Origin of the sequence: Streptomyces seoulensis (assembly GCF_022846655.1) — a bacterium.
In the GTDB taxonomy this organism is placed as follows: Bacteria; Actinomycetota; Actinomycetes; order Streptomycetales; family Streptomycetaceae; genus Streptomyces.
The window spans coordinates 1,836,441-1,861,114 of the sequence record NZ_AP025667.1 but is presented as its reverse complement, the minus strand read 5'-3'; the positions used below and the strand labels follow the sequence as shown (position 1 = coordinate 1,861,114).

The 24,674-nt window shown below is 73.8% G+C and carries 22 protein-coding genes and 1 riboswitch; of the genes, 15 read left to right on the top strand and 7 right to left on the bottom strand.

The window, feature by feature from the left end:
- Positions 1-18: 18 nt before the first annotated feature.
- From HEK131_RS08510 to cobI, 8 genes are all read left to right on the top strand, one after another.
- Positions 19-240 (top strand): hypothetical protein, encoded by a 222-nt coding sequence (locus HEK131_RS08510; RefSeq protein WP_217461544.1) that lies wholly within the window; start codon positions 19-21, stop codon positions 238-240.
- Between the two features lie 140 nt (positions 241-380).
- Positions 381-499, top strand: a riboswitch (cobalamin riboswitch).
- A gap of 97 nt (positions 500-596) precedes the next feature.
- Positions 597-1,538, top strand: coding sequence for a cobalamin biosynthesis protein (locus tag HEK131_RS08505; RefSeq protein ID WP_244334269.1), 942 nt, complete (start codon positions 597-599; stop codon positions 1,536-1,538).
- Entirely contained in the window at positions 1,535-3,043 is a 1,509-nt protein-coding gene (locus HEK131_RS08500) for a cobyric acid synthase (RefSeq protein ID WP_244334268.1), read from the top strand. The genes HEK131_RS08505 and HEK131_RS08500 overlap by 4 nt, the downstream gene beginning before the upstream one ends.
- The gene (cobN, locus tag HEK131_RS08495) at positions 3,040-6,690 is read left to right on the top strand and encodes a cobaltochelatase subunit CobN (protein WP_244334267.1); all 3,651 of its coding nucleotides are present in this window, start codon (positions 3,040-3,042) and stop codon (positions 6,688-6,690) included. Before HEK131_RS08500 ends, cobN begins: the two co-directional genes overlap by 4 nt.
- Positions 6,687-8,687, top strand: a complete 2,001-nt coding sequence (locus HEK131_RS08490; RefSeq protein ID WP_244334266.1) for a putative cobaltochelatase — start codon at positions 6,687-6,689, stop codon at positions 8,685-8,687. The genes cobN and HEK131_RS08490 overlap by 4 nt, the downstream gene beginning before the upstream one ends.
- Positions 8,687-9,286, top strand: a complete 600-nt coding sequence (cobO, locus tag HEK131_RS08485) for a cob(I)yrinic acid a,c-diamide adenosyltransferase (protein ID WP_244334265.1) — start codon at positions 8,687-8,689, stop codon at positions 9,284-9,286. The genes HEK131_RS08490 and cobO overlap by 1 nt, the downstream gene beginning before the upstream one ends.
- The gene (locus tag HEK131_RS08480; protein ID WP_244334264.1) at positions 9,286-10,713 is read left to right on the top strand and encodes a cobyrinate a,c-diamide synthase; all 1,428 of its coding nucleotides are present in this window, start codon (positions 9,286-9,288) and stop codon (positions 10,711-10,713) included. The genes cobO and HEK131_RS08480 overlap by 1 nt, the downstream gene beginning before the upstream one ends.
- Entirely contained in the window at positions 10,710-11,441 is a 732-nt protein-coding gene (gene cobI / locus HEK131_RS08475; protein WP_244334263.1) for a precorrin-2 C(20)-methyltransferase, read from the top strand. The genes HEK131_RS08480 and cobI overlap by 4 nt, the downstream gene beginning before the upstream one ends.
- 5 nt (positions 11,442-11,446) lie before the next feature.
- Here cobI and HEK131_RS08470 read toward each other — a convergent pair whose 3' ends face one another.
- Complete coding sequence (locus tag HEK131_RS08470) at positions 11,447-12,178, bottom strand: ZIP family metal transporter (protein ID WP_217461552.1); 732 nt, start codon at positions 12,176-12,178, stop codon at positions 11,447-11,449.
- 139 nt (positions 12,179-12,317) lie between these two features.
- On the opposite strand from HEK131_RS08470, the gene cobM reads away from it, so the two are divergent.
- From cobM to cobC, 6 genes are read left to right on the top strand one after another with little or no spacing between them, the layout of a single operon-like run.
- Positions 12,318-13,136, top strand: a complete 819-nt coding sequence (cobM, locus tag HEK131_RS08465) for a precorrin-4 C(11)-methyltransferase (protein ID WP_161148254.1) — start codon at positions 12,318-12,320, stop codon at positions 13,134-13,136.
- Positions 13,133-14,368: a precorrin-6y C5,15-methyltransferase (decarboxylating) subunit CbiE gene (cbiE, locus tag HEK131_RS08460; RefSeq protein ID WP_244334262.1), complete on the top strand. Its 1,236-nt coding sequence runs from the start codon at positions 13,133-13,135 to the stop codon at positions 14,366-14,368. Before cobM ends, cbiE begins: the two co-directional genes overlap by 4 nt.
- Positions 14,365-16,056: a precorrin-3B C(17)-methyltransferase gene (gene cobJ / locus HEK131_RS08455; RefSeq protein WP_244334261.1), complete on the top strand. Its 1,692-nt coding sequence runs from the start codon at positions 14,365-14,367 to the stop codon at positions 16,054-16,056. The genes cbiE and cobJ overlap by 4 nt, the downstream gene beginning before the upstream one ends.
- Positions 16,053-16,640, top strand: coding sequence for a precorrin-8X methylmutase (locus HEK131_RS08450; protein ID WP_244334260.1), 588 nt, complete (start codon positions 16,053-16,055; stop codon positions 16,638-16,640). The genes cobJ and HEK131_RS08450 overlap by 4 nt, the downstream gene beginning before the upstream one ends.
- Positions 16,637-17,557 carry a sirohydrochlorin chelatase gene (locus tag HEK131_RS08445; protein ID WP_217461556.1) on the top strand — a complete coding sequence of 307 codons (921 nt, stop codon included), beginning with the start codon at positions 16,637-16,639 and terminating at the stop codon, positions 17,555-17,557. Before HEK131_RS08450 ends, HEK131_RS08445 begins: the two co-directional genes overlap by 4 nt.
- Positions 17,547-18,608, top strand: a complete 1,062-nt coding sequence (gene cobC, locus HEK131_RS08440) for an Rv2231c family pyridoxal phosphate-dependent protein CobC (RefSeq protein WP_244334259.1) — start codon at positions 17,547-17,549, stop codon at positions 18,606-18,608. Before HEK131_RS08445 ends, cobC begins: the two co-directional genes overlap by 11 nt.
- Here cobC and sigJ read toward each other — a convergent pair.
- On the bottom strand, positions 18,596-19,477 hold the full coding sequence (gene sigJ, locus HEK131_RS08435; RefSeq protein WP_244334258.1) for an RNA polymerase sigma factor SigJ: 882 nt from the start codon (positions 19,475-19,477) through the stop codon (positions 18,596-18,598). The two genes, cobC and sigJ, sit on opposite strands and share 13 nt — an antisense overlap.
- Positions 19,478-19,579: 102 nt before the next feature.
- Here sigJ and HEK131_RS08430 point away from each other — a divergent pair, with 102 nt between their 5' ends.
- The gene (locus tag HEK131_RS08430; RefSeq protein ID WP_244334257.1) at positions 19,580-19,957 is read left to right on the top strand and encodes a hypothetical protein; all 378 of its coding nucleotides are present in this window, start codon (positions 19,580-19,582) and stop codon (positions 19,955-19,957) included.
- A gap of 18 nt (positions 19,958-19,975) precedes the next feature.
- Here the strand turns inward: HEK131_RS08430 and HEK131_RS08425 are convergent, their stop codons facing one another.
- The 5 genes from HEK131_RS08425 to HEK131_RS08405 all read right to left on the bottom strand — a co-directional run bounded on the left by HEK131_RS08425 (position 19,976) and on the right by HEK131_RS08405 (position 24,671).
- Entirely contained in the window at positions 19,976-20,929 is a 954-nt protein-coding gene (locus tag HEK131_RS08425) for an SCO1860 family LAETG-anchored protein (protein ID WP_244334256.1), read from the bottom strand.
- Positions 20,930-21,076: 147 nt separating this feature from the next.
- Positions 21,077-22,168, bottom strand: coding sequence for an amidohydrolase family protein (locus tag HEK131_RS08420; protein ID WP_244334255.1), 1,092 nt, complete (start codon positions 22,166-22,168; stop codon positions 21,077-21,079).
- A gap of 46 nt (positions 22,169-22,214) precedes the next feature.
- Positions 22,215-22,997: an amino acid ABC transporter ATP-binding protein gene (locus HEK131_RS08415; protein ID WP_217461562.1), complete on the bottom strand. Its 783-nt coding sequence runs from the start codon at positions 22,995-22,997 to the stop codon at positions 22,215-22,217.
- A complete protein-coding gene (locus HEK131_RS08410; protein ID WP_217461563.1) occupies positions 22,994-23,827 on the bottom strand; it encodes an amino acid ABC transporter permease in 834 nt (277 codons plus the stop codon). The genes HEK131_RS08415 and HEK131_RS08410 overlap by 4 nt, the downstream gene beginning before the upstream one ends.
- Positions 23,828-23,831: 4 nt before the next feature.
- Positions 23,832-24,671: a basic amino acid ABC transporter substrate-binding protein gene (locus HEK131_RS08405; protein ID WP_244334254.1), complete on the bottom strand. Its 840-nt coding sequence runs from the start codon at positions 24,669-24,671 to the stop codon at positions 23,832-23,834.
- Positions 24,672-24,674 lie beyond the last annotated feature (3 nt).

The window sequence follows — 24,674 nt, the reverse complement described above, 5'->3', positions numbered from 1 at the left end:
AACTGGAGGAACATCCCCATGAAGATCGACTGGGCGGCCCTCGGCTCCGTCTTCGGCGTCAGCCTCGTGGTCACGGTGGCCCTGGTGGGCCTGTTCACCCTCGGCATCGGCGGCCTGGCCCGCCGCGAGCGTGCCGCGGCCGCCGGCGGCTCGGCCGCTCTCGCGGTCACCGGCGCGTACGCCTGCTTCGCCGCCTGCGCGGCGGCGGTGGGCTACGGCTTCTATCTGATCGTCGCCTAGCGCTCACCGGAGGGCCCCCGCACGGCACACGCCGCGCGGGGGCCTTCCGCTGTCCCCGCAGACGCCGGTGTGGGGCTCCACACACTCTTCTCCCGCAGGTCACGGGCAGGTTGACGGCCCTTCCGGGCACGTGGTGGACTTCGCGGGCCATGTACGGCGGCAGCAGAGGAAGCCGGTGCGAATCCGGCGCGGTCCCGCCACTGTCACCGGGGAGCAGTCCCCGGAAGCCAGGAACTCTCGCCGCCGGTCTCGTCGAACCAGGGCGTGGACACCCTGAGTGAGGACTACCGTGATGCCCGGCCGCCGATCCAGAGCCCGAACCAGGAACGTCTGCGCGTCCACGGCCGGCTGAGCCGATGGGCGCCGATCGCTCGTACGCGTACGGTGCCGCCGCCGGACTCCTCGGTGACCTCCTCCTGGGCGACCCCCGCCGCATGCATCCCGTCGCCGCCTTCGGGCGGGCCGCCGGGCGTGCGGAACGCGCGCTGTGGCACGACCACCGCGGCTGGGGCGCGCTGCACACCTTGCTGTGCGCCGGAGGCGTCACCGCGCTCGGAGCGGTGGCCGCACGCGCCGTACGCCCCTCCTTCACCGCTTCCGCCGCGCTGACCGCGGCGGCCACCTGGGCCGTCGTCGGCGGCACCTCCCTGGCCCGCGAGGCGCGGGCCGTCGGGCATGCCCTGGAGCGCGGCGACCTGACGGCCGCGCGGGCCCGGCTGCCGCACCTGTGCGGCCGGGACCCGCAGTCGCTGGACGCCGACGCGATCGCGCGTGCCGTGGTGGAGTCGGTCGCGGAGAACACCTCCGACGCCGTGGTGGGCGCCCTGGTATGGGGCGCGGTGGCCGGGGTGCCGGGGCTGCTGGGCTTCCGGGCCGTGAACACGCTGGACGCGATGGTGGGGCACAGGTCGCCCCGGCTGCGCCGCTTCGGCTGGGCCGCCGCCCGCCTCGACGACGTCGCGGGCTGGCCGGGCGCCCGGCTGACCGCCGTGCTCGCCGTGCTCGCCGGGGACGACCCGCGCGGTGCCCTGCGGGCCTGGCGGGCGGACGCGCACCGGCATCCGAGCCCCAACGCGGGCCCCGTGGAGGCCTCCTTCGCGGGCGCGCTCGGCGTACGGCTGGGCGGCACCCTCTCCTACGGCGGCCGGGTCGAACACCGGCCCGTCCTCAACGGCACCGGGCGGCCTGTCCAGGTCGCCGACATCGAGCGTGCGGCACGGCTCTCCCGCCGGGTCGGGCTGCTCGCGCTCGGCGTCACCGTCGCCGGGCGCCTCATCGGGAAGGGGCGGGGCCGGTGAACGGTGGCCTTCTGGTCGCGGGGACGACGTCCGACGCGGGCAAGAGCGTGGTGACGGCGGGGATCTGCCGGTGGCTGGTCCGGCAGGGCGTCAAGGTGGCGCCGTTCAAGGGCCAGAACATGTCCCTCAACTCCTTCGTGACCCGTGAGGGCGCGGAGATCGGGCGGGCCCAGGCCATGCAGGCCCAGGCGTGCCGCACCGAGCCGACCGCGCTGATGAACCCCGTGCTGCTCAAGCCCGGTGGCGAGCGCAGCAGCCAAGTGGTGCTGCTGGGAAAGCCGGTGGGCGAGCTCAGCGCACGCGGGTATCACGGCGGACGTCAACAGGCCCTCCTCGGCACCGTGCTGGACTGTCTGGCCGAGCTGCGGGGCACGTATGACGCGGTGATCTGCGAGGGTGCGGGTTCGCCCGCCGAGATCAACCTGCGGCGCACCGACATCGTCAACATGGGGGTGGCGCGGGGCGCGCGGCTGCCCGTGCTCGTCGTCGGCGACATCGACCGGGGTGGTGTCTTCGCCTCCTTCTTCGGCACCGTCGCCCTGCTGTCCCCCGAGGACCAGGAGCTGATCGCCGGGTTCCTGGTCAACAAGTTCCGGGGCGACGTCTCGCTGCTGGAGCCGGGCCTGGACATGCTGCGCGGGCTCACCGGACGGCACACCTACGGCGTGCTGCCCTTCCGGCACGGGCTCGGCATCGACGAGGAGGACGGCCTCAGGGTGTCCCTGCGCGGGACGGTCCGGGAGTCGACGGTCGCCCCGCCCGTCGGTGAGGACGTGCTGCGGGTCGCCGTGTGCGCGGTCCCGCTGATGTCCAACTTCACCGACGTGGACGCCCTCGCCGCCGAACCCGGTGTCGTGGTCCGCTTCGTGGACCGGCCCGAGGAGCTGGCCGACGCCGACCTCGTGGTGGTGCCGGGCACCCGCGGGACCGTACGGGCGCTCGCGTGGCTGCGCGAGCGGGGGCTCGCGGACGCGCTGGCGCGCCGGGCCGCCGAGGGGCGTCCGGTGCTCGGGATCTGCGGCGGCTTCCAACTGCTCGGCGAGCACATCGAGGACGACGTCGAGTCGCGCGCGGGACAGGTACCGGGGCTCGGACTGCTCCCGGTGCGCGTGCGGTTCCACGCCGACAAGACCCTCGCCCGGCCCGTCGGGGAAGCCCTGGGCGAGCCCGTCGAGGGGTACGAGATCCACCACGGGGTCGCCGAGGTGCTGGGCGGGGACCCCTTCCTGGACGGCTGCCGGGCCGGCCCGGTGTGGGGCACCCACTGGCACGGCTCGCTGGAGTCGGACGCCTTCCGCCGGGCCTTCCTCCGCGAGGTCGCCGCCGCCTCCGGGCGCCGCTTCGTCCCGGCCCCCGACACCTCTTTCGCCGCGCTGCGCGAGGAGCAGCTCGACCTGCTCGGCGACCTGATCGAACACCACGCGGACACGGACGCGCTCTGGCGGCTCATCGAGTCGGGCGCGCCCGCAGGACTGCCCTTCATTCCACCGGGAGCGCCCGCATGAGCACAGTGTTGTTGCTGTCGACCGCCGACACGGACCTGCTGGCCGCCCGCGCCAGCGGCGCCGACTACCGGATCGGCAACCCGTCCCGCGTGGACGCCGCCGCCGACCTGCCCGCCCTGCTCGACGGCGCGGACATCGCGGTCGTCCGGCTGCTGGGCGGCAAGCGGGCCTGGGAGGACGGGCTCGCCGCGCTGAAGGCGTCCGGGGTGCCGACGGTGCTGCTGGGCGGCGAGAGCGTGCCGGACGCCGAGCTGATGGCCGAGTCGACCGCCCCGGCCGGGGTCGTCGCGGAGTCCCTGCGCTACCTGGTCGAGGGCGGCCCGGCGAACCTGCTGGAGCTGTCCCGGTTCCTCTCCGACACCGTCCTGCTCACCGGCGAGGGCTTCGAAGAGCCTTACCGGATGCCGGAGTTCGGGCTGCACGGCAGCCACGAGCAGCGCGCGGGACGCCCGACCGTCGGCGTGCTCTTCTACCGGGCCCACGAACTCAGCGGCAACACCGCCTTCGTGGATACCCTGTGCGCGGCCATCGAGGAGCGCGGCGCCAACGCCCTTCCGGTGTACTGCGGTTCGCTGCGCGACGCGGACGCCGGGCTGTACGAGCTGCTGGGGCGGGCCGACGCCCTGATCGCCACCGTGCTCGCGGCCGGCGGCGCGCACGCCTCGGCCGCCTCGGCGGGCGGCGACGAGGAGGCGTGGGACATCGGCGCCCTCGCGGACCTGAACGTGCCCGTACTGCAGGGGCTTTGCCTCACCTCCACGCGAGCCGCCTGGGACGCCTCGGACGCGGCCCTCTCCCCCATGGACGCCGCGATGCAGGTCGCCATCCCGGAGTTCGACGGCCGCCTGATCACCGTGCCCTTCTCCTTCAAGGAGCCAGGACCCGACGAGGTCCCGGTCTACGTCGCCGACCCCGAGCGGGCGGCACGGGTCGCCGGGATCGCCGTACGGCACGCGGCACTTCGGCACCAGCCGAACGCGGAGAAGCGGATCGCGCTGGTCTTCACCGCCTACCCGACCAAGCACTCCCGCGTCGGCAACGCCGTCGGCCTGGACACCCCCGCCTCGGCGGTCCGGGTGCTGGACGCGCTGCGCGACGCCGGGTACGGGGTGAGTGAATACCCCTCCGAGGGCGACGAGTTGATCCACCGGCTGATCGCGGCAGGCGGTCACGACGTGGAGTGGCTGACCGAGGAGCAGCTCGCCGCCGCGCCCGCCCGGGTGCCGCTCGCGGACTACCGGGCCTGGTTCGACACCCTCGACCCCGAGCTGCGCGACGCCATGCTGGAGGCGTGGGGCGAACCGCCGGGCAACCTGTACGTGGACGGCGACGACATCGTGCTCGCCTCGCTCCAGTTCGGGAACGTCGTCGTGATGATCCAGCCGCCGCGCGGCTTCGGCGAGAACCCCATCGCCATCTACCACGACCCCGACATGCCGCCCTCGCACCACTACCTGGCCGCCTACCGCTGGCTGGAGAACAGTTTCGGCGCGGACGCGGTCGTGCACATGGGCAAGCACGGCACGATGGAGTGGCTGCCGGGCAAGGGCCTCGGCCTGTCGCGCGGCTGCGCCCCCGACGCCGTCCTCGGTGAACTCCCGCTGATCTACCCGTTCATCGTCAACGACCCCGGCGAGGGCACCCAGGCCAAGCGGCGCGGGCACGCCACGGTGGTCGACCACCTGGTGCCGCCGATGGCCCGCGCCGACACCTACGGCGACCTCGCCAAGCTGGAACAACTGCTGGACGAGTACGCGCTCGTCTCCGACCTCGACCCGACCAAGGCCCCGGCCGTGCGCGCGCAGATCTGGACGCTGGTCAAGGCGGCCGAGCTGCACCACGACCTGCACGTGGACGAGCAGCCGGAGGACGACGACTTCGACTCCTTCGTCATGCACATCGACGGCTACCTCTGCGAGATCAAGGACGTGCAGATCCGCGACGGACTGCACATCCTGGGCGGCGGCCCGGAGGGCGAGCCCCGCGTGAACCTCGTCCTCGCCGTGCTGCGCGCCTCCCAGGTGTGGGGCGGCCAGGCCAACGCGCTGCCGGGACTGCGGGCCGCGCTCGCCCAGCATTTCGGGCTGGTGGAGAAGGAGCTGCTGGCCGAGCCGGGCGCGCCGGTGAAGGTTCCGGTGGAGCTGACCGACCTGGCCGAGGGTCCGGCGCGCACCGGGGCCGACGCGATCGACCTGCTGGAGAAGCTGTGCCGCGGGGTCGCCGAGGGCATGGAGGCGCGGGACTGGGACCGGGCGGCCGTACCGGCGGTGCTGGACGAGGTGCTGGGCTTCGAACTGGCCGACGCCTCGGCGGTGCTGGAGTTCGCCTGCACGGAGGTCGTGCCCCGGCTCGCCCGGACCACCGACGAGATCGGGCACATCCTCCGCGCGCTGGACGGCGGTTACGTCCCGGCGGGCCCCTCCGGCTCCCCCACGCGGGGTCTGGTCAACGTGCTGCCGACCGGGCGCAACTTCTACTCCGTCGACCCCAAGGCGATCCCGTCCCGGCTGAGCTGGGAGGTCGGGCAGTCCCTCGCGGACTCGCTGGTGCAGCGGTACCTGGCAGACACCGGGGAGTACCCGAAGTCGGTGGGCCTCACCGTGTGGGGCACCTCGGCGATGCGCACCCAGGGCGACGACATCGCGGAGATCCTCGCCCTGCTGGGCTGCCGCCCGGTGTGGGACGACGCCTCGCGCCGTGTGACCGGCTTCGAGATCGTGCCGGCTGCCGAGCTGGGCCGCCCCCGCATCGACGTCACCGTCCGCATCTCCGGCTTCTTCCGGGACGCGTTCCCGCACGTGGTCGGCCTGATCGACGACGCGGTGCGCGCGGTGGCCGACCTGGACGAGCCCGGCGAGTCCAACTACGTCCGCGCGCACGTCGAGGAGGACACCGCCGAGCACGGCGACCGCCGCCGCGCCACGGCCCGCGTCTTCGGCTCCAAGCCGGGCGCGTACGGCGCGGGCCTGCTGCCGCTGATCGACGCCCGCAACTGGCGGAGCGACGCCGACCTCGCCGAGGTGTACGCCGTCTGGGGCGGCTACGCCTACGGGCGCGGGCTCGACGGGCGGGCGGCGCGGGGGGACATGGAGACGGCGTTCAAGCGGATCGCGGTGGCGGCGAAAAACGTCGATACCCGAGAACACGATCTTGTCGACGCCGACGACTACTTCCAGTACCACGGTGGCATGGTCGCCATGGTCCGCCATCTGACGGGCACCAGCCCCGAGGCGTACGTGGGCGACTCGGCCGTCCCCGATCAGGTCAAGACCCGCACCCTCGGCGAGGAGACGCACCGTGTCTTCCGCGCCCGCGTGGTCAACCCGCGCTGGATGGCCGCGATGCGCAGGCACGGCTACAAGGGCGCCTTCGAGATGGCGGCGACCGTGGACTACCTCTTCGGATACGACGCCACGGCGGGCGTGGTGGACGACTGGATGTACGAGAAGCTCAGCGCCGAGTACGTCTTCGACCCGGAGAACCGGGACTTCATGAAGAAGTCCAACCCCTGGGCCCTGCGCGGCATCACCGAACGCCTGCTGGAGGCGGCGGACCGGGGACTGTGGGAGGAGCCGGACCAGGAGACCTTGGAACGGCTCCGGGCGACATATCTGGAACTCGAGGGAGAGCTGGAGGGAGACGAGTGAGCACGCGATTCCCGTTCACCGCGGTGGTCGGCCAGCAGGATCTGCAACTGGCCCTGCTGCTCAACGCGGTCGCGCCGAACATCGGTGGCGTCCTCGTCCGGGGCGAGAAGGGCACCGCCAAGAGCACCGCCGTGCGGGCGCTGGCGGCGCTGCTGCCCGAGGTCGAGGTGGTGGCCGGGTGCCGGTTCTCCTGTGACCCGGCGTCGCCCGATCCGACCTGCCCGGACGGGCCGCACACGGTGGAGTCGGCCGAGGCGCGGGATGCGCGGATGGTCGAGCTGCCGGTGGGGGCGTCCGAGGACCGGCTCGTCGGGGCGCTGGACATCGAGCGGGCGCTCGCGGAGGGGGTCAAGGCGTTCGAGCCGGGGCTGCTGGCCGCGGCCAACCGGGGCATCCTCTACGTCGACGAAGTGAACCTGCTGCACGACCACTTGGTGGACGTGCTGCTGGACGCGGCAGCGATGGGCGCCTCGTACGTCGAGCGCGAGGGTGTCTCCGTACGGCATGCCGCGCGGTTCCTGCTCGTCGGCACCATGAACCCCGAAGAGGGCGAGCTGCGGCCGCAGTTGCTCGACCGGTTCGGGCTGACGGTCGAAGTGGCCGCCTCGCGGGAGCCCGATCAGCGGGTGGAGGTCGTCCGGCGCCGGCTGGCGTACGACGACGATCCGGCGGGGTTCGCGGCGCGCTGGGCGGACGAGGAGAGCGCCGTACGGCAGCGCGTCGTGGCGGCGCGGGAGTTGCTGCCGAAGGTGCGGCTGGGCGACGGGGCGTTGAAGCAGATCGCGGCGACCTGTGCGGCCTTCGAGGTGGACGGCATGCGGGCCGACATCGTGATGGCGCGTACCGCGACCGCGCTGGCCGCGTGGGACGGGCGCAGCGATGTGCTGGCCGAGGACGTGCGGCAGGCCGCGCTGCTGGCGCTGCCGCACCGGCGGCGCCGCAATCCGTTCGACGCGCCGGGGCTGGACGAGGACAAGCTCGACCAGACGCTGGAGGAATCGGCCGGGGACGATGACGACCCCGATCCCGGCCCGGACGGGCCTGGTGGGGGCGGGCAGCCGTCGCCCGAGGAAGGTCCGCAGGGCGGGGACGCCGGTGCGCAGCCCGAGGCCGGTGAGGACGGGGAGCCGCAGCCGTCCGCCGGTGGTGCGGGTGAGCAGGCGCCGGCGCGGGCGGCGGAGCCGTTCCGGACCAAGGCGCTGACCGTGCCCGGTGTCGGGGCGGGTGCGGCCGGGCGGCGTTCGCGGGCGCGGACCGAGCGCGGGCGGACCACCGGGGCGCTGCGGCCGCGCGGGGCGCTGACCAAGCTGCACCTGGCCGCCACCGTACGGGCCGCCGCTCCGCATCAGCGGGCGCGGGGCCGGTCGGGGCCGGGGCTGGTGCTGCGCCGGGACGATCTGCGGCAGGCGGCGCGGGAGGGGCGTGAGGGGAACCTCGTGCTGTTCGTCGTGGACGCCTCCGGCTCGATGGCGGCGCGGCAGCGGATGAGTGCGGTGAAGGGTGCCGTGCTGTCGCTGCTGCTGGACGCCTACCAGCGGCGGGACAAGGTCGGTCTGGTGACCTTCCGGGGTTCGGCGGCCGAGGTCGCGCTGCCGCCCACCTCGTCGGTGGACGCGGCGGCGGCCCGGCTGGAGTCGCTGCCGACCGGTGGCCGCACGCCGCTGGCGGCGGGGTTGCTGAAGGCGCACGACGTGCTGCGGGTGGAGCGGCTGCGGGACCCGTCCCGGCGGGCGCTGCTGGTGGTGGTGACGGACGGCCGGGCGACCGGTGGTCCGGAGCCGGTGGCGCTGGCGGGGCGTGCGGCGCGGCTGTTCGGCGCGGAGTCGGTGGCCTCGGTGGTCGTGGACTGCGAGTCGGGGCCGGTGCGGCTGGGACTCGCGGGGCGGCTGGCCGAGGAGCTGGGCGGTACGGCGGTGACGCTGGAGGAGCTGCGGGCGGATGCGATCGCCGGGCTGGTCAGGGATGTACGGGGAACGACGTCGAGGAGGGCCGCGTAGTGCCGCAGGGGCAGCCGAGTGTGGTGCCGGACGACGGGCTGACGACGCGTCAGCGGCGCAACCGTCCGCTGGTGGTCGTGCACACGGGGATCGGGAAGGGCAAGTCGACGGCCGCGTTCGGGCTGGCGCTGCGGGCGTGGAACCAGGGGTGGCCGATCGGGGTGTTCCAGTTCGTCAAGTCGGCGAAGTGGAAGGTCGGCGAGGAGAACGCGCTGCGCGTACTCGGTGCCTCCGGCGAGGGCGGGACCGTCGACTGGCACAAGATGGGCGAGGGGTGGTCCTGGGTGCAGCGGGACGCCCAGCTCGACAACGAGGAGAAGGCGCGGGAGGGGTGGGCGCAGGTCAAGCGGGACCTGGCCGCCGAGACGTACCGGCTGTACGTGCTGGACGAGTTCGCCTACCCGATGCACTGGGGGTGGGTGGACACCGAGGAGGTCGTCGAGGTGCTGCGTGCCCGGCCGGGTAACCAGCACGTGGTGATCACCGGGCGCAATGCCCCTGCTCCGCTGGTGGAGTTCGCGGATCTGGTGACCGACATGTCCAAGGTGAAGCATCCGATGGACGCCGGGCAGAAGGGGCAGAGGGGCATCGAGTGGTGATGTCCGTTCCCCGGCTGGTCGTCGCGGCGCCGTCGTCCGGCAGCGGGAAGACCACCGTCGCCACGGGGCTGATGGCCGCGTTCGCCGCGCGGGGGCTCGCCGTGTCTCCGCACAAGGTGGGGCCCGACTACATCGATCCCGGTTACCACGCGCTCGCCACCGGGCGGGTGGGGCGCAACCTCGACGCGTACCTGTGCGGGCCGGAGCTGATCGCTCCGCTGTTCGCGCACGGTGCCCGGGGCTGTGATCTGGGCGTGGTCGAGGGCGTGATGGGGCTGTACGACGGGGCCGCCGGGCAGGGTGAGCTGGCGTCCACCGCGCAGGTGGCGAAGCTGCTCCGGGCGCCGGTGGTGCTGGTCGTGGACGCGTCGTCGCAGTCGCGGTCGGTGGCCGCGCTGGTCCACGGGTTCGCCTCCTGGGACACGGGGGTGCGGATCGGGGGCGTGATCCTGAACAAGGTGGGCTCCGACCGGCACGAGGCGCTCTTGCGGGAGGCGCTGGAGGAGTCGGGGGTGCCTGTGCTGGGCGTGCTGCGGCGGGCTCTGCAGGTGGAGACGCCTTCGCGGCATCTCGGGCTGGTGCCTGTCGCCGAGCGGGGTGCGGCCGCGGTGTCGGCGGTCGCGGCCATGGCGGCGCAGGTGTCCGCCGGGTGCGACCTGGACGCGGTGATGGCGCTGGCGCGGAGTGCGGGGGCGTTGCCGGGTGCGGGGTGGTCTCCGGTCGAGGCCCTTTCCTTGCACACCGACGACCACCCGTCCCGGTCGGTCGAGAGGCGGGACGAGGGGTCGGAACAGTCGGCCGTCATCGGCACACCCGCACCTGACCGTCCCGTCATCGCCCTGGCCGGAGGTCCCGCGTTCACCTTCTCCTACGCCGAGCATGCCGAGTTGCTCGCCGCAGCCGGGGCTGACGTCGTCACGTTCGACCCGCTGCGGGATGAGCGGTTGCCCGAGGGGACTCGGGGGCTCGTCATCGGCGGGGGTTTCCCGGAGGTCTACGCGAGTGAGCTCGGGGCCAACGAAGCGCTGCGCAAGGAGATCGCGGAGCTGGCTCTCGGTGGAGCGCCCGTAGCCGCCGAGTGTGCCGGGTTGCTCTATCTGTGCCAGGAGCTGGACGGGATCCCCATGTGCGGGGTGCTCGACGCGTCCGCGCGCATGACCGAGCGGCTGACCCTCGGGTACCGGGACGCCGTGGCCGTCGGGGACAGCGTGCTGGCGGTGGCCGGGACCCGGATGCGGGGGCACGAGTTCCACCGGACCGTGATCCGGCCGGGGGCCGGCAGCGCGCCCGCCTGGGGGGTGGTCGCGCCCGCGCGGCGGGTCGAGGGGTTCGTACAGCGGGGCGTGCACGCGAGTTATCTGCACACCCACTGGGCGTCGGAGCCCGGTGTGGCACGGAGGTTCACGGAGAGGTGCCGGACGTCATGAGCAGCAGGCTGGTCGGGGTCGGGGTGGGTCCTGGCGACCCGGAGCTGGTGACCGTGAAGGGGGTCAACGCGCTGCGGGCCGCCGACGTGGTCGTCGTACCGGTGATGGACACCGGGGAGCGGGGGCGGGCCGAGGCGACGGTGCTGCACCACGTGTCCGGCGGGAAGATCGTCCGGGTGGTGTTCGCGCTGAACGAGCGGACGGACCGGGCGCGCCGGGAGGCCGCGTGGGACGCGGCGGGCGCGCGGGTCGCGGAGCTGCTGCGGGAGCACCCGTACGTCGCGTTCGCCACCATCGGCGATCCGAACGTGTACTCGACCTTCACCTACCTGGCGCAGACGCTCAGGGAGCTGGTGCCGGGACTGGTGGTGGAGACGGTGCCCGGTATCACCGCGATGCAGGATCTCGCGGCCAGGTCGGGCGCGGTGCTGACCGAGGGCACCGAGCCGCTGACGCTGGTGCCGGTGACGGCGGGCGCTGAGGCGCTGAAGGAGGCGCTGGCGGGTCCGGGGACCGTGGTGGCGTACAAGTTCGGGCGGCGCGCGGCGGAGGTGGCCGAGGCGCTGCGGGAGGCCGGGCGGCTTCAGGACGCGGTGTGGGGGTCGGCGCTCGGGCTGGCGGAGGAGTCGGTGCGGCCCGCCGCCGAGCTGGACGGCGACGCGCTGCCGTACCTCTCCACGCTCATAGCGCCGCCCCGGCGCGAGGGCGGCCGGGGCGGGAAGCTGTGAGGGGCTCAGCCGCCGGAGAGGCCGACCACCAGCCAGATGAAGGCCGCGCCCGCGACGGTGCAGAGCACGGTGGAGCGGGCCGGGTGGTCGTGGTGGGCCTCGGGCAGGATCTCGGCGGCGGCGAGGTAGAGCAGCGCGCCGCTGAAGAGGCCGAGGTAGCCGCCGAGCAGCGGTTCGGGGATGTGGACGAACATCGTCGACAGCGCGCCCAGCAGCGGCGCGCAGGCGTCGGCCACCAGCATGGCCACGGCCCGGCGGCGGGCGTTGCCGTACAGGCTGGTGATGGTGAAGGTGTTGAAGCCGTCGGCGAAGTCGTGCGCGATCACCGCGAGGGCGACGGACAGGCCCATGCCGCCGCCGATCTGGAAGGCGGCGCCGATGGCCACGCCGTCCATGAAGCTGTGTCCGACCATCGCGGCCGCCGCCGTCAGGCCCACCTCGGGCGCCCGGTGGGTGTGCTCGCCGGCGCCGTGCGCGGCCTGACGTCCGGCGAGGAGACGTTCCACCAGATGGGCCAGCAGGAACCCGGCGACGAACAGCACGAGCGCCGCGGGTACGCCGAACACCTTGTGGCCGGCCGCCTCCAGCGCCTCGGGCAGCAGGTCGAAGCCGACCACGCCCAGCATCAGGCCGCCCGCCAGCCCCAGGACCAGGTGGCGACGGTCGGTCACGCGCTGTGCCGTCCAGCCGCCGGCCAGCGTCATCAGGAACGCGCCGAGCGCGACAAGGACCGCCATAAGCCCTTGCTATCCGATGCGGGGCCATGTGCGCACATCCAGCGACCCGCAAACCTCATCAGACCCTGACATTCACCACAGTTTCGTCTGTCACACCCGGACCACGCGTCCGGGCTTCCCGTAGGAGAGGACCCTTCCCATGGCCGATGCCCCCGCCGGCAAGGTGACGTTCGTCGGTGCCGGGCCCGGTGCCGCCGACCTGCTGACGTTCCGCGCGGCCCGCGCGATCGCGGAGGCGGACGTGGTGATCTGGGCGGCCAGCCTGGTCCGGCCCGAGGTGCTGGAGCACGCCCGCGCGGACGCGGAGATCCTGGACTCGGCCACGCTGTCCCTGGAGGACGTGGTGGCCGTGTACCGGCGCGCTCACGAGGAGGGGCTGAAGGTGGCCCGCGTGCACTCCGGGGACCCGGCGCTGTGGGGCGGCACGCAGGAGCAGTGGGACCGGTGCGCGGAGGTCGGGATCGCCACGGAGATCGTGCCGGGCGTCTCGTCGTTCTCGGCGGTCGCCGCGCTCGCGGGGCGGGAGCTGACCATCCCGGAGGTGGCCCAGTCGGTGATCCTGACCCGGCTCGGCGGCGGCAAGACGCCGATGCCGCCCGGTGAGGAGGTCCGCGAGTTCGCCCGGCACGGCACCACGATGGCGGTGTTCCTGTCGGCGGCGCGCAGCGGCCAGTTGGTGCGCGAGCTGCTGGAGGGCGGCTACCCGACCTCCACCCCGGTCGTCGTCGCCCATCAGGTGACCTGGCCGGAGGAGCTGGTGGTGCGGTGCACCATCGGCACCCTGGAGGAGACGGTCAAGGAGCACAAGCTGTGGAAGCACACCCTGTTCCTGGTCGGCGCGGCGCTGGACGCGCACGGCACCCGCTCGCACCTGTACCACCCCGGCCACTTCCACGGCTTCCGCAAGGCCGACCCCGAGGCGCGGCGGGCGCTGCGTGAGCGGGGGGCGAGCAGTTGATCACGGTCGTCGGCGCGGGAACGGGCACCCCGGTCCCGCCGGACGCGCTCACCGGGGCGGAGCTGGTGGTCGGCGGGCAGCGCCATCTGGACGCGGCTCCGGTGCCCGAGGGCGCGGCACGGGTGGTGCTCGGCCCGCTGGCGCCCGCCCTGGACGCGATGGAGAGGTACGTGGCCGAGGAGCGGCCGGTGACGGTGCTGGCCTCGGGCGATCCGGGGTTCTTCGGGATCGTGCGGGTGCTGGCGGAGCGCTTCGGGGCCGGGCTGCTGGATGTGCGGCCGGGGGTGTCGTCGGTGGCGGGCGCCTTCGCCCGGCTCGGGCTGACCTGGGACGACGCGGTCGTGGTGAGCGCGCACGGGCGGGACCTCCGTACGGCGGTGAACGTGTGCCGGGCGCGCCCGAAGGTCGCCGTGCTGACCGGGCCGGGGTCGGGTCCGGCCGAGCTGGGTGCCCGGCTGGACGGCACCGGCCGGGTGCTGGTCGTGGTGCGCGCGCTCGGCGATCCGGAGCGGGAACGGGTGGAGCGGGTGACGCCCGCCGAGGCCGCGGCGCGGGACTGGGGTCCGGCGGTGAGCGTGGTGCTGTGCCTGGACGAGACGCGTGACGAGGACGGTCCGCGCACGGTCGCCGGGGCGGGTGCCGGGCCCGCGCGGTGGGCGCTGCCGGAGAGCGCGTTCACGCACCGGGACTCGATGATCACCAAGTTCGAGGTGCGGGCGCTGGCGCTCGCCCGGCTCGGGCCGCGCCTGGGCGACCTGGTGTGGGACGTGGGCGCGGGTTCGGGTTCGGTGGCGGTGGAGTGCGCGCGCATGGGCGCGGCCGTGACCGCCGTGGAGAAGACCGAGGACGGCGCCGGGCGGGTACGGGCCAACGCGCGCGCCCACGGCGTGGACGTGCACGTCGTGCACGGCGCGGCTCCGGAGGCGCTGGCCTCTCTCGACGAGCCAGACGCGGTGTTCGTGGGCGGTGGCGGGCGGAATCTGCCCGCCGTGGTCGGCGTCTGCGCCGAGCGGGCCCGGCGCACGGTCGTGGTGGCCGTCGCCGCGCTGGACCGGGTGCCGGCGGTGCGCGAGGCGCTGACGCGGGCCGGGCTGAGCTGCGACGGCGTGCTGTTGCAGTCGTCGCGGCTGGCGCCGCTGCCCGGTGAGGTGACCCGGCTGGCCGCGGCCAACCCCGTTTTCCTGCTGTGGGGCGACCGCCTCCCGGCACGGACTGAAGGAGGAGTTCAGTGATCGGCCTGATTTCCGCCACCGCGGCGGGGGCGGCGGCCCGCGACCGGCTGGCCGCGGCCTGGCCGGACCGTACCCGCGTGTACGAAGGCCCGGTCGGGGAGGCCGTGCGAACGGCTTTCGCGGAGTGCGACCGGCTGGTGTGCTTCCTGGCCACCGGCGCCACGGTCCGGCTGCTGGCCCCGCTGCTCGGGGACAAGGCGGCCGATCCGGGCGTGGTGTGTGTGGACGAGGGCGGCCGGTTCGCGGTGTCGCTGGTCGGCGGGCACGGCGGCGGCGCCAATGAACTGGCGCGCGAGGTGGGTGAGTTGCTGGGTGCGGAGCCGGTGGTGACGACGGCGACGGACGCGGTGGGTCTGGCCGGTCTCGACACCCTCGGCCTGCCGGTGGAGGGCGCGGTCGCGGCGGTGTCGCGGGCGTTGCTGGACGGTGAACCGGTGGCGCTGGCGGCCGAGTTGGCCTGGCCACTGCCCCCGGTGCCCTTCGCCGAGCAGGGCGCGTACACGGTGCGGTTGACCGACCGGGCTGTCCAAACCGGCCCGCATGAGGTGCTGTTGCGGCCGCCGTCGCTGGTCGTCGGGGTCGGTGCGTCGAAGGGAGCGCCCGCCGAGGAGGTGCTCGGGCTGATCGGGGAGGCGCTGCGCGAGGCGGGGCTCTCGGTGCTGTCGGTGGCCGAACTCGCCACCGTGGACGCCAAGTCGGAGGAGCCCGGCATCGTGGCCGCCGCCGAACGGCTGGGCGTGCCCCTGGTGACGTACCCGGCGGACGAGCTGGCCGCCGTGACCGTGCCGAACCCCTCCGACGCGCCCCTCGCGGCGGTCGGCACCCCGTCCGTTGCGGAGGCCGCCGCGCTCAGACAAGGCGGCGAACTCCTCGTACCCAAGCGGAAGTCGGCGGCCACGCCCGCCATGGCGACCTGCGCGGTGGTACGGCGTCCCGGCCGGGGCCGGCTCGCGGTGGTCGGGCTCGGTCCTGGCGCCCGCGATCTGCTCACCCCGCGCGCGGCCGCCGAACTGCGCCGCGCCTCGGTGCTGGTGGGCCTGGACCAGTACGTCGACCAGATCCGCGACCTGATCCGGCCCGGCACCCGGGTGCTGGAGTCGGGGCTCGGCGCGGAGGAGGAGCGGGCCCGTACGGCGGTCGCGGAGGCCCGCAAGGGGCACGCGGTGGCGCTGATCGGCAGCGGGGACGCGGGCGTGTACGCCATGGCCTCCCCCGCGCTCGCGGAGGCGTCCGACGACATCGAGGTGATCGGCGTACCGGGTGTGACGGCGGCCCTCGCGGCCGGAGCGATCCTGGGCGCGCCGCTGGGCCACGACCACGTGTCGATCAGCCTCTCCGACCTGCACACCCCGTGGGAGGTCATCGAGCGCCGGGTGCGCGCGGCCGCCGAGGCGGACATCGTGGTGACCTTCTACAACCCCCGCTCGCGCGGCCGGGACTGGCAGCTCCCCAAGGCGCTCGCCGTCCTCGCCGAGCACCGGGAGCCGGGGACGCCGGTCGGTGTGGTGCGCAACGCCTCCCGGCCGGACGAGTCCGCCCGGCTGACCACGCTCGCCGAACTCGACCCGGCGACCGTCGACATGATGACGGTGGTCACCGTCGGCAACACCGCCACCCGGGACATCGCCGGGCGCATGGTGACCCCGCGCGGCTACCGCTGGCAGCACGCCCCGGAGGGAGCCCGGTGAACCGTGTCGTCCACCCCATCGAGCAGGAGTCGTTCCGGCGGCTGCGCGCCCGCCTGGACACCTCCGGCTTCCCGCCGCTGACCCGTGCGGTGGTGGAGCGGGTCATCCACTCCGCCGCCGACCTCGACTACGCCACCGACCTCGTCACGACCGAGGACGACCTCAGGCGCGGGCACACCGCGCTGCACGCGGGGGCGCCGGTCGTCGTGGACGTGGAGATGGTGGCGGCCGGGATCACCCGCCGCGACACCGTCTGCCGACTGCGGGAGGCCAAGTCCTCCGACGGCCTGACCCGTTCGGCGCACGCGATACGACTCGCCTACGAGCAGGTCGGCCCCGGCGCCCTGTGGGTGATCGGCTGCGCGCCGACCGCGCTGGAGGAACTGCTCACCCTCGACGCCGACCCGGCGCTCGTCATCGGGCTGCCCGTCGGCTTCGTGGGCGCCGCCGAGTCCAAGGAGGCGCTGCGCGCGAGCGGGCTGCCCGCCGTGAGCAACGTGTCCGAGAAGGGCGGTTCGGCGGTCGCCGCCGCCGCGCTCAACGCCCTGCTGTACCACCCGACTTCCCCCGAGGAGACACCGTGACCACCCAGCCCGCCCTGCTCATCGCCGGACACGGCACCCGTGACGAGGCCGGAGCCGAGGCGTTCCGCGACTTCGTGAAGGAGCTGGGCCGCCGCCATCCCGAACTGCCCGTCGCGGGCGGCTTCATCGAGCTGTCGCCGCCCCCGCTCGGCGAGGCCGTCACCGAGCTGGTCGAGCGGGGCGTACGCCGCTTCGCCGCCGTGCCGCTGATGCTGGTGTCCGCCGGCCACGCCAAGGGCGACATACCGGCGGCGCTGGCCCGCGAGAAGGAGCGCCACCCTGGCCTCACCTACACCTACGGCCGCCCCCTCGGGCCGCACCCCGCCCTGCTGAGCGTGCTGGAACGCCGGCTGGACGAGGCCCTCGCGGGCAGCGGCCGGGAGGACGTGACCGTACTGCTGGTCGGGCGCGGCTCCACCGACCCGGACGCCAACGCCGAGGTGTGCAAGGCGGCCCGGCTGCTGTGGGAGGGGCGCGGGTACGCCGGGGTGGAGACGGCGTTCGTGTCGCTGGCGGCGCCGGACGTGCCGAGCGGCCTGGACCGGGTGGCCCGGCTCGGGGCGCGGCGGGTCGTGGTGCTGCCGTACTTCCTGTTCACCGGCATCCTGCCGGAGCGGGTGCGGCGGCAGACCGAGGAGTGGGCGGCCGCGCACCCGGAGGTCGAGGTGCGTTCGGCGGACGTGATCGGGCCGGAGCCGGAGCTGCTGGACCTGGTGATGGAGCGGTACGCGGAGGCCGTGGCCGGTGACCTGCGCATGAACTGCGACTCCTGCGTGTACCGGATCGCGCTGCCGGGCTTCGAGGACAAGGTGGGCGCTCCGCAGCAGCCGCACTTCCACCCGGACGACGACGGCCACGACCACGGGCATGGCCACGGCCACCACCACGGCGGGCACAGTCACAGCCATGCGCACTGAGACCGGGCCCGATCTGCGGCACCACGGGGACGCCGAGGTCCGCGACGCCGGGGCGGACCTGGTGGACCTCGCCGTCAACGTCCGCGCGGACACGCCCCCGCGCTGGCTGCGTGAGGAGATCGCCGCCTCGCTGACCGGTCTAGCGGCCTACCCGGACGGGCGGGAGGCGCGGGCGGCGGTGGCTCGGCGGCACGGGCTGCCGGTGGAGCGGGTGCTGCTGACGGCGGGCGCTGCGGAGGCGTTCGTGCTGCTGGCGCGCGCGCTTCGGGTGCGGCGGCCGGTGGTGGTGCATCCGCAGTTCACCGAGCCGGAGGCGGCGCTGCGGGACGCGGGGCACACGGTGGAGCGGGTGCTGCTGAGCGCGCGGGACGGGTTCCGGCTGGACCCGGCGGCGGTGCCCGAGGACGCGGATCTGGTGATCGTCGGCAATCCGACGAACCCGACCTCGGTCCTCCACCCTGCCGGGGTGCTGACGCGACTCGCCCGTCCTGGGCGGACGCTGGTGGTCGACGAGGCGTTCATGGACGCGGTGCCGGGTGAGCGGGAGGCGCTGGCCGGGCGGACGGACGTGCCGGGGCTGGTCGTGCTGCGCAGCCTCACCAAGACCTGGGGCCTGGCCGGGCTCCGGGTCGGGTACGTGCTCGCGCCGCCGGAGACGGTCGCCGCCCTGGAGCGCGCCCAGCCGCTGTGGCCGGTGTCCACTCCGGCCCTGGCCGCGACACGGGCCTGCGTGGCCCCCCGCGCCCTCGCCGAAGCGGCCCACGCGGCCCACCGCACGGCCGCCGACCGCGCCCATCTCCTCACCGGAATGGCGGAGTTGGCGCCGTACGGCCTCAAGGTGACCGGCCCCGCGGAGGCCCCCTTCGTCCTGCTGGAGCTACCGGGCGCACAGCGCGTACGGCACCGGCTGCGCGAGCTGGGCTACGCGGTCCGGCGCGGGGACACCTTCCCCGGCCTCGGCCCCGGCTGGCTCCGGGTGGCGGTGCGGGACCGGACGACGATGGCGGGGTTCGTCCAGGCGCTGGGCACGGTGCTGACTCAGGAGGGCTGAGGTGCCCAAGGCCGCAGTTTCTCCGGATTGCGCACCACCCAGATCCGGGTGACGCGGTCGCCGTCGATCTCGAAGGCGGCGACGGTGACCACCGCCCCGTCGCGGCGGGCCACCAGGCCGGGCAGGCCGTTGACCGAGCGCTCCAGGAGTTCGAGGCCGGGAGCCCGGTCCGCGATGGCGGCCATGTACCGGGCGATGCCCGGGCCGCCCTCGACCGGCCGCAGGACGGTGCCCACCATGCCGCCGCCGTCGGCGGTCATCACGGCGGCCGGGTCGAGGAGGCCGACGAGGGCGGCGATGTCCTTCGTCTCCCACGCCTCCTTCACCCGCCGCACCACGTCGGCCCGCACCGGCGCCGGAGCCCGCGCGGTGCCCACCCGCCGCCGCGCGGAGGCCGCCAACTGCTTGCAGGCCGCCGGGGTCCGCCCGAGCACCTCCGCGATCTCCGCGAACGGGTACCGGAAGACGTCGTGCAGCACGAACGCGACCCGTTCGGCCGGTGTCATCGACTCCAGGACGACCAGGAACGCCATCGCCACCGACTCGTCCCGCACGATCAGGTCGGCGGGATCGGCCTCGCCCGTGCCATCCCACTCGGCACGGTCGGGCAGCGGCTCGGGCAGCCACGCGCCGACGTACCGCTCCCGGCGAAGGCGCGCCGAGCCGAGCAGGTCCAGGCAGATCCGGCCGGTCACCGTGGTCAGCCAGGCGCCGGGCGACAGGATCTCCGCCCGCCGGCCGTCCGGCAGCCCGTACCAGCGCGTGTACGCGTCCTGTACGGCGTCCTCGGCCTCGGTCACCGAGCCGAGCAACCGGTACGCCATGTTGAGCAGTTGGCGTCGCTCGCCGCTGTCCTCCACCGTCCCCATGCGTACGGCCGCCCCCTCGCCTTACCTTTCGCGGGCCCGCGTCGTCGGACTGGTGAGACCTTATCGAGCCGCTGCCCGACGGGCGGAAAAGGGGACCGTGACATGGCCACTCAGGTGACAACCACGACGGAAGCGCGACGCGACGGCTCCACGTTCCTCCGCGTCGCCATAGCCCTCCAGACGCTGACCATCTTCCTCCAGGCCGCCTCCGCAGGGCTGTTGCTCACCACGTCCTACGGAGAGACGCTGCACGGCATCGGCGCCCGCGTGATGTACGGGGCGTCGATGCTGTACGTGCTCGCGGCGGTGCTGGCGTGGAAGCCGGGCGGCGGCTCCACCCGGCCGATATGGCACGCCTCGGGCTTCCTCGCGCTCGCCTCGGTCCAGGTCGTACTCGGCATCGCCCATGTGCCGTCGGTCCATCTCCCGCTGGGCGTGCTGATGTTCGGCCTGAGCCTGCTGGCGCTGGCCCGCCGGTGAGACCCCGGCCGGGGAGAGTCACCCCCGGCGCCTGCGGGCCACCGTCACCGCGCCGCCGCCCAGCAGGAGCAGGGCCAGAGCACCGCCCGCGATGTACGGGGTGAACGAACTGCCGCCGGTCTCGGCGAGGTTGCTGTGGGTGCCCTGGGGCTCGACCTGGGGAGCGGGTGCCTCACCGGACTCCTCCTGCTCGGGCGCGGCGGGCGCGGCGGGCGCGGCCGGCTCGGGGGCCTCACCGGGAGCCGCCTCCTCCCCCGCCGGTGTCTCACAGCTCGCCTCCGCCAGCGTGACCGTGCCCGTCACCTCGGCCACGTTCAGCCGGAGCGGGTTCACCGAGACCTTGAGCCGGAGCGCGGTGGCCGCGGCCGTGCCGGAGGTGGTCCGGTGCTCGGCGAGGTCGAGGCGGACCTCGCCGACACCGGGCACCCGCACCTCCGTCGGGCCGCCCGCCGTGAGGGTGGTGCGCTTGCCGAACACGGTGACGGCGCCGAGCACGTTCGCCTCGGCCTCGGGCTCCGCCCCGGCCGCGCAGGTGGCCCGCGCGGTGACCGTGCCGACCTCGATCAGGGAGAGCAGTGGGAGTCCGGGCACGTGCAGCCGGGCGTCGGTCAGCCGGACCGAGCCCTCGGCGCGCTCGTCGGTGGCGGTGGCTCTGGCCGAGGCCACGTCGGCGCGCAGCACGGAGAAGGGCCGGCCGCCGTTCACACCGTCGAGCCTGGCCGACAGGGCCGTGCGGTCGGCGCTGCCCGGTGCGCGGACCTCGTTGAGGGAGAGCGTGAGCGGGACGTCGGCGGTGTGGTGGAGCAGGGACACGTCGAGCCCGGCGCGCAGGACGGCGGCGGAGGCGTGTCCGTGGCCGCCGGTGGCGTGCGCCGGGCTCGCGCCCAGGAGCAGGGGCGCCGCCGCGAGGGCGGCGGCCGTCGCGGCGGCGGCGGAACGGCGTGCGGGCATGCGGAAGTTGTCGCTGTTCAAGGCGGTGGGACCCCCAGGTGGGACTTGCTTGGGACCCGACAACTTTTACGCACTGTGGGTGAACGAGCGGCGATCCTGGGTTACTTCACTCCATCGTGGGGTTTCCGCCCCTGCTTTCGATTAAGAGGGCACGCCCGTTCGTCCGGCCTACTGCACGACCCGCCCGTTCAGCACGACCCGGCGGGGCGCCGCGAGCACCCGTACATCGGCGCGCGGGTCGGACTCGTAGACCACCAGGTCGGCGGGGGCGCCCTCCTCCAGGCCGGGGCGGCCCAGCCAGGCGCGGGCGGCCCAACTGGTCGCGGCCAGCGCTTCGAGGGGCGGGATGCCCGCGGTGACCAGTTCCGCCACCTCGGCGGCGACCAGCCCGTGCGGCAGCGAGCCGCCCGCGTCGGTGCCGACGTACACCGGGATGCCCGCGTCATAGGCGTCGCGCACCGTGTCGTAGCGCCGCTCATGGAGGCGTCGCATATGTGCCGACCAGCGGGGGTACTTGTCGTCGCCGCCCGCCGCCAGGTCCGGGAAGGTGGCGATGTTGACCAGGGTCGGCACGATGGCGACGCCGCGCTCCGCGAACAGCGGGATCAGCTCGGGGGTGAGGCCGGTGGCGTGCTCGACGCAGTCGATGCCCGACTCCACCAGATCGCGCAGCGAACTCTCCGCGAAGCAGTGCGCGGTGACCCGCGCGCCCAGCCGGTGCGCCTCCGCGATGCCCGCCTCGACCGCCTCGCGCGGCCAGCAGGGCGCCAGGTCACCGAGGCCCCGGTCGATCCAGTCGCCCACCAGCTTGACCCAGCCGTCGCCGCGCCGCGCCTCCTGGCCGACGTAGGCCACCAGGTCGGCGGGCTCGATCTCGTGGGCGTAGCCCCGGATGTAGCGGCGGGTGCGGGCGATGTGCCGTCCGGCGCGGATGATCTTCGGGAGGTCGTCGCGGTCGTCCACCCAGCGGGTGTCGGAGGGGGAACCGGCGTCGCGGATCAGCAGGGCCCCGGCCTCGCGGTCGGTGAGCGCCTGCTTCTCGGCGGTGTCCGCGTCGACCGGCCCGTCCGCGCCGAGGCCGACATGGCAGTGGGCGTCGACCAGGCCGGGCAGCGCCCAGCCCTGGACGGTCGTGATGTCACCGGCTCCGGCGGGGCGGTCGTAGGTGACGCGGCCGCCGACCACCCACAGCTCGTCGCGGACGTCGTCGGGCCCGGCCAGGACCCGCCCCTTCACGTGCAGCACCGCGTGATCGCTCATGCACCGCACCTTAGTGAGCGGGCCCCGCGCACTGAAGCCCCGGCTGCTACTCCGCCGTCTTGCCTGGCACGTCATCGACCTCGGCCATCGCCGGGTCCAGGACGCGGGAGAGGAAGTGCCGGGTCCGCTCGTTCTTCGGGTTCCCGATGACCTCCTCGGGGGTGCCCTGCTCGACGATGACGCCGCCGTCCATGAAGACGACGCGGTCGGCGACCTCGCGGGCGAAGGTCATCTCGTGGGTGACGACCATCATCGTCATGCCCTCCTCGGCGAGCCCCCGCATGACCGCGAGCACGTCACCGACCAGCTCGGGGTCGAGCGCGGAGGTCGGTTCGTCGAAGAGCATGACCTCGGGGCCCATGGCGAGCGAGCGGGCGATGGCCACGCGCTGCTGCTGGCCGCCGGAGAGCGAGGACGGGTAGGCGTGTGCCTTGTCGGCGAGCCCGACCCGGGCCAGGTTCTCCGCGGCGACCTTCTCCGCGGCGGCCTTGTCCCGCCCGAGGACCCGGCGCTGGGGCAGCGTGAGGTTCTCGGTGACGTCGAGGTGCGGGAAGAGGTTGAACTGCTGGAACACCATGCCGATACGGCGGCGTACGGCGTCGATGTCCACGTCCGGGTCGGTGATCTCGGTGCCGCCGACGGTGATCGTGCCCTGCTGGGGTTCCTCCAGCAGGTTGACGCAGCGCAGCAGGGTGGACTTGCCGGAGCCGGACGGCCCGATGACGCAGACCACCTCGCCTTGGCCGATTTCCAGGTCGATGCCGCGCAGGACGTGGTTGTCGCCGAAGGACTTGTGCAGCCCCTCGACGCTGATCTCGGGGGTGGTCACCGGATCGCCTCCTGGGACTTGGACTCCATCCGCCGTACGACGAAGCCGAGCGGGATGGTGACCAGCAGATAGCACAGGCCGGCCACCAGGATGGGGGTGGAGTTGGCGGTGGTGCTGGCCAGGTCGTTGCCGAACTTGGACAGCTCGCGCTCCTCCAGCGTCACCCCGAGGAACAGCACCAGCGAGGAGTCCTTGAAGAGCAGGACGAGTTCGTTGGTGAGCGGCGGCAGGATGATGCGGAACGCCTGCGGGATGATGATGGAGATCATGGCCCGCGCGGGCGAGAAGCCCAGCGAACGGGCCGCTTCCATCTGTCCCTTGGGCACCGCCTGGATGCCCGCCCGGATCGTCTCGGCCATGTAGGCGGCCGAGACGAGGCCGAGGGCGACGGCGACCTTGCCGTAGGTGCCGCCCGGATACTGCACGTCCGGGAAGGCCAGCGGCACGCCGACGCCGACGAAGATGAAGATCAGCAGGGCGGGCAGGCCCCGGAAGATCTCGATGTAGATGCCGGCGAGCCAGCGGTACGGCCCCACGGAGGACAGCCGCATCAGGGCGACGACGACGCCCAGCACGAGTCCGACGACGAAGCCGGACAGCGTGTAGAGCACGGTGTTCTTCAGCGCCAGCGTGATGATGTCCGGGAACATCTGCTCGGCGATGGGCAGTTGCGCGAACTGGTTCTTCAGCCGTCCCCAGTCCGCGGAGAACGCGAAGGCGAGGACGGCGGCGACGAAGACGACGTACTGCGCGCCGCGCGAGAGCGTGCGCCGCTGCCGTCGGGTGAGGCCCTTCTTGCGGGGCTGGATGCGGGTGTCCGTGTCGGCCATGGGGTCAGGAGCTCGCGGAGGGGGAGGCGGCGGACGGGTCGTACGGGCCGATCCACTTCTCGTAGATCTTCTTGTACTCGCCGTCGGACTTGGCGCGGGCCAGCGCCTTGTCGATGGCGTCCTTCAGGGCGGTGTTGCCCTTCTTCACCGTGAAGCCGTACTGCTCGCCGGTGTTGATGTTGTCCACCACCTGGAAGGCGGAGGCGTTGGCCTTGTCCTTCAGCCAGCCCTGGACCACCGGGTAGTCGATGACCACGGCCTGGACCTGGCCGGTGCGCAGGCCGTTGAGGACCGCGTCGGAGGAGTGGAAGGAGACCGGGTCCAGGCCCTTGCTCTTGGCCAGGTCCTCACCGGTGGTCTGGGCCTGGGCGCCGAGCTTCTTGCCCTTGAGGTCCGCGAGCGACTTGATGCCGCTCTTCTTGTTCACCAGGACGGCCTGGGTGGCCTCGAAGTACGGGTCGGAGAAGTCGACGTTCTTCTTGCGCTCGTCGGTGATCGTCATGCCCGCCGCGGCCAGGTCGCACTGGCCGGAGTTGAGGAAGGCGCCGGTCTTGAAGTTCTCGAACGGCGTGTCCACGATCTTCTGCTTCACGCCCAGGTCCTTGGCGACCAGGTCGATCAGGGAGACGTCGAAGCCCTGCACCTTGCCGTCGACGACCGACTGGAACGGCGGGTAGGGCAGGTGGGTGCAGACGGTCAGCGCTCCGCCGTTGGCGAGGTGGACCCCCTTGACGGTGGTCTTCCCGCCCCCGCCGCCGGAGGAGCAGCCGGCGACGAGCGCGATCGCGGCCGCCGCGGTGATGGCTGCCAGCACACGGGGCCGGCGCTGAAGGAGCGTCTTCATGGG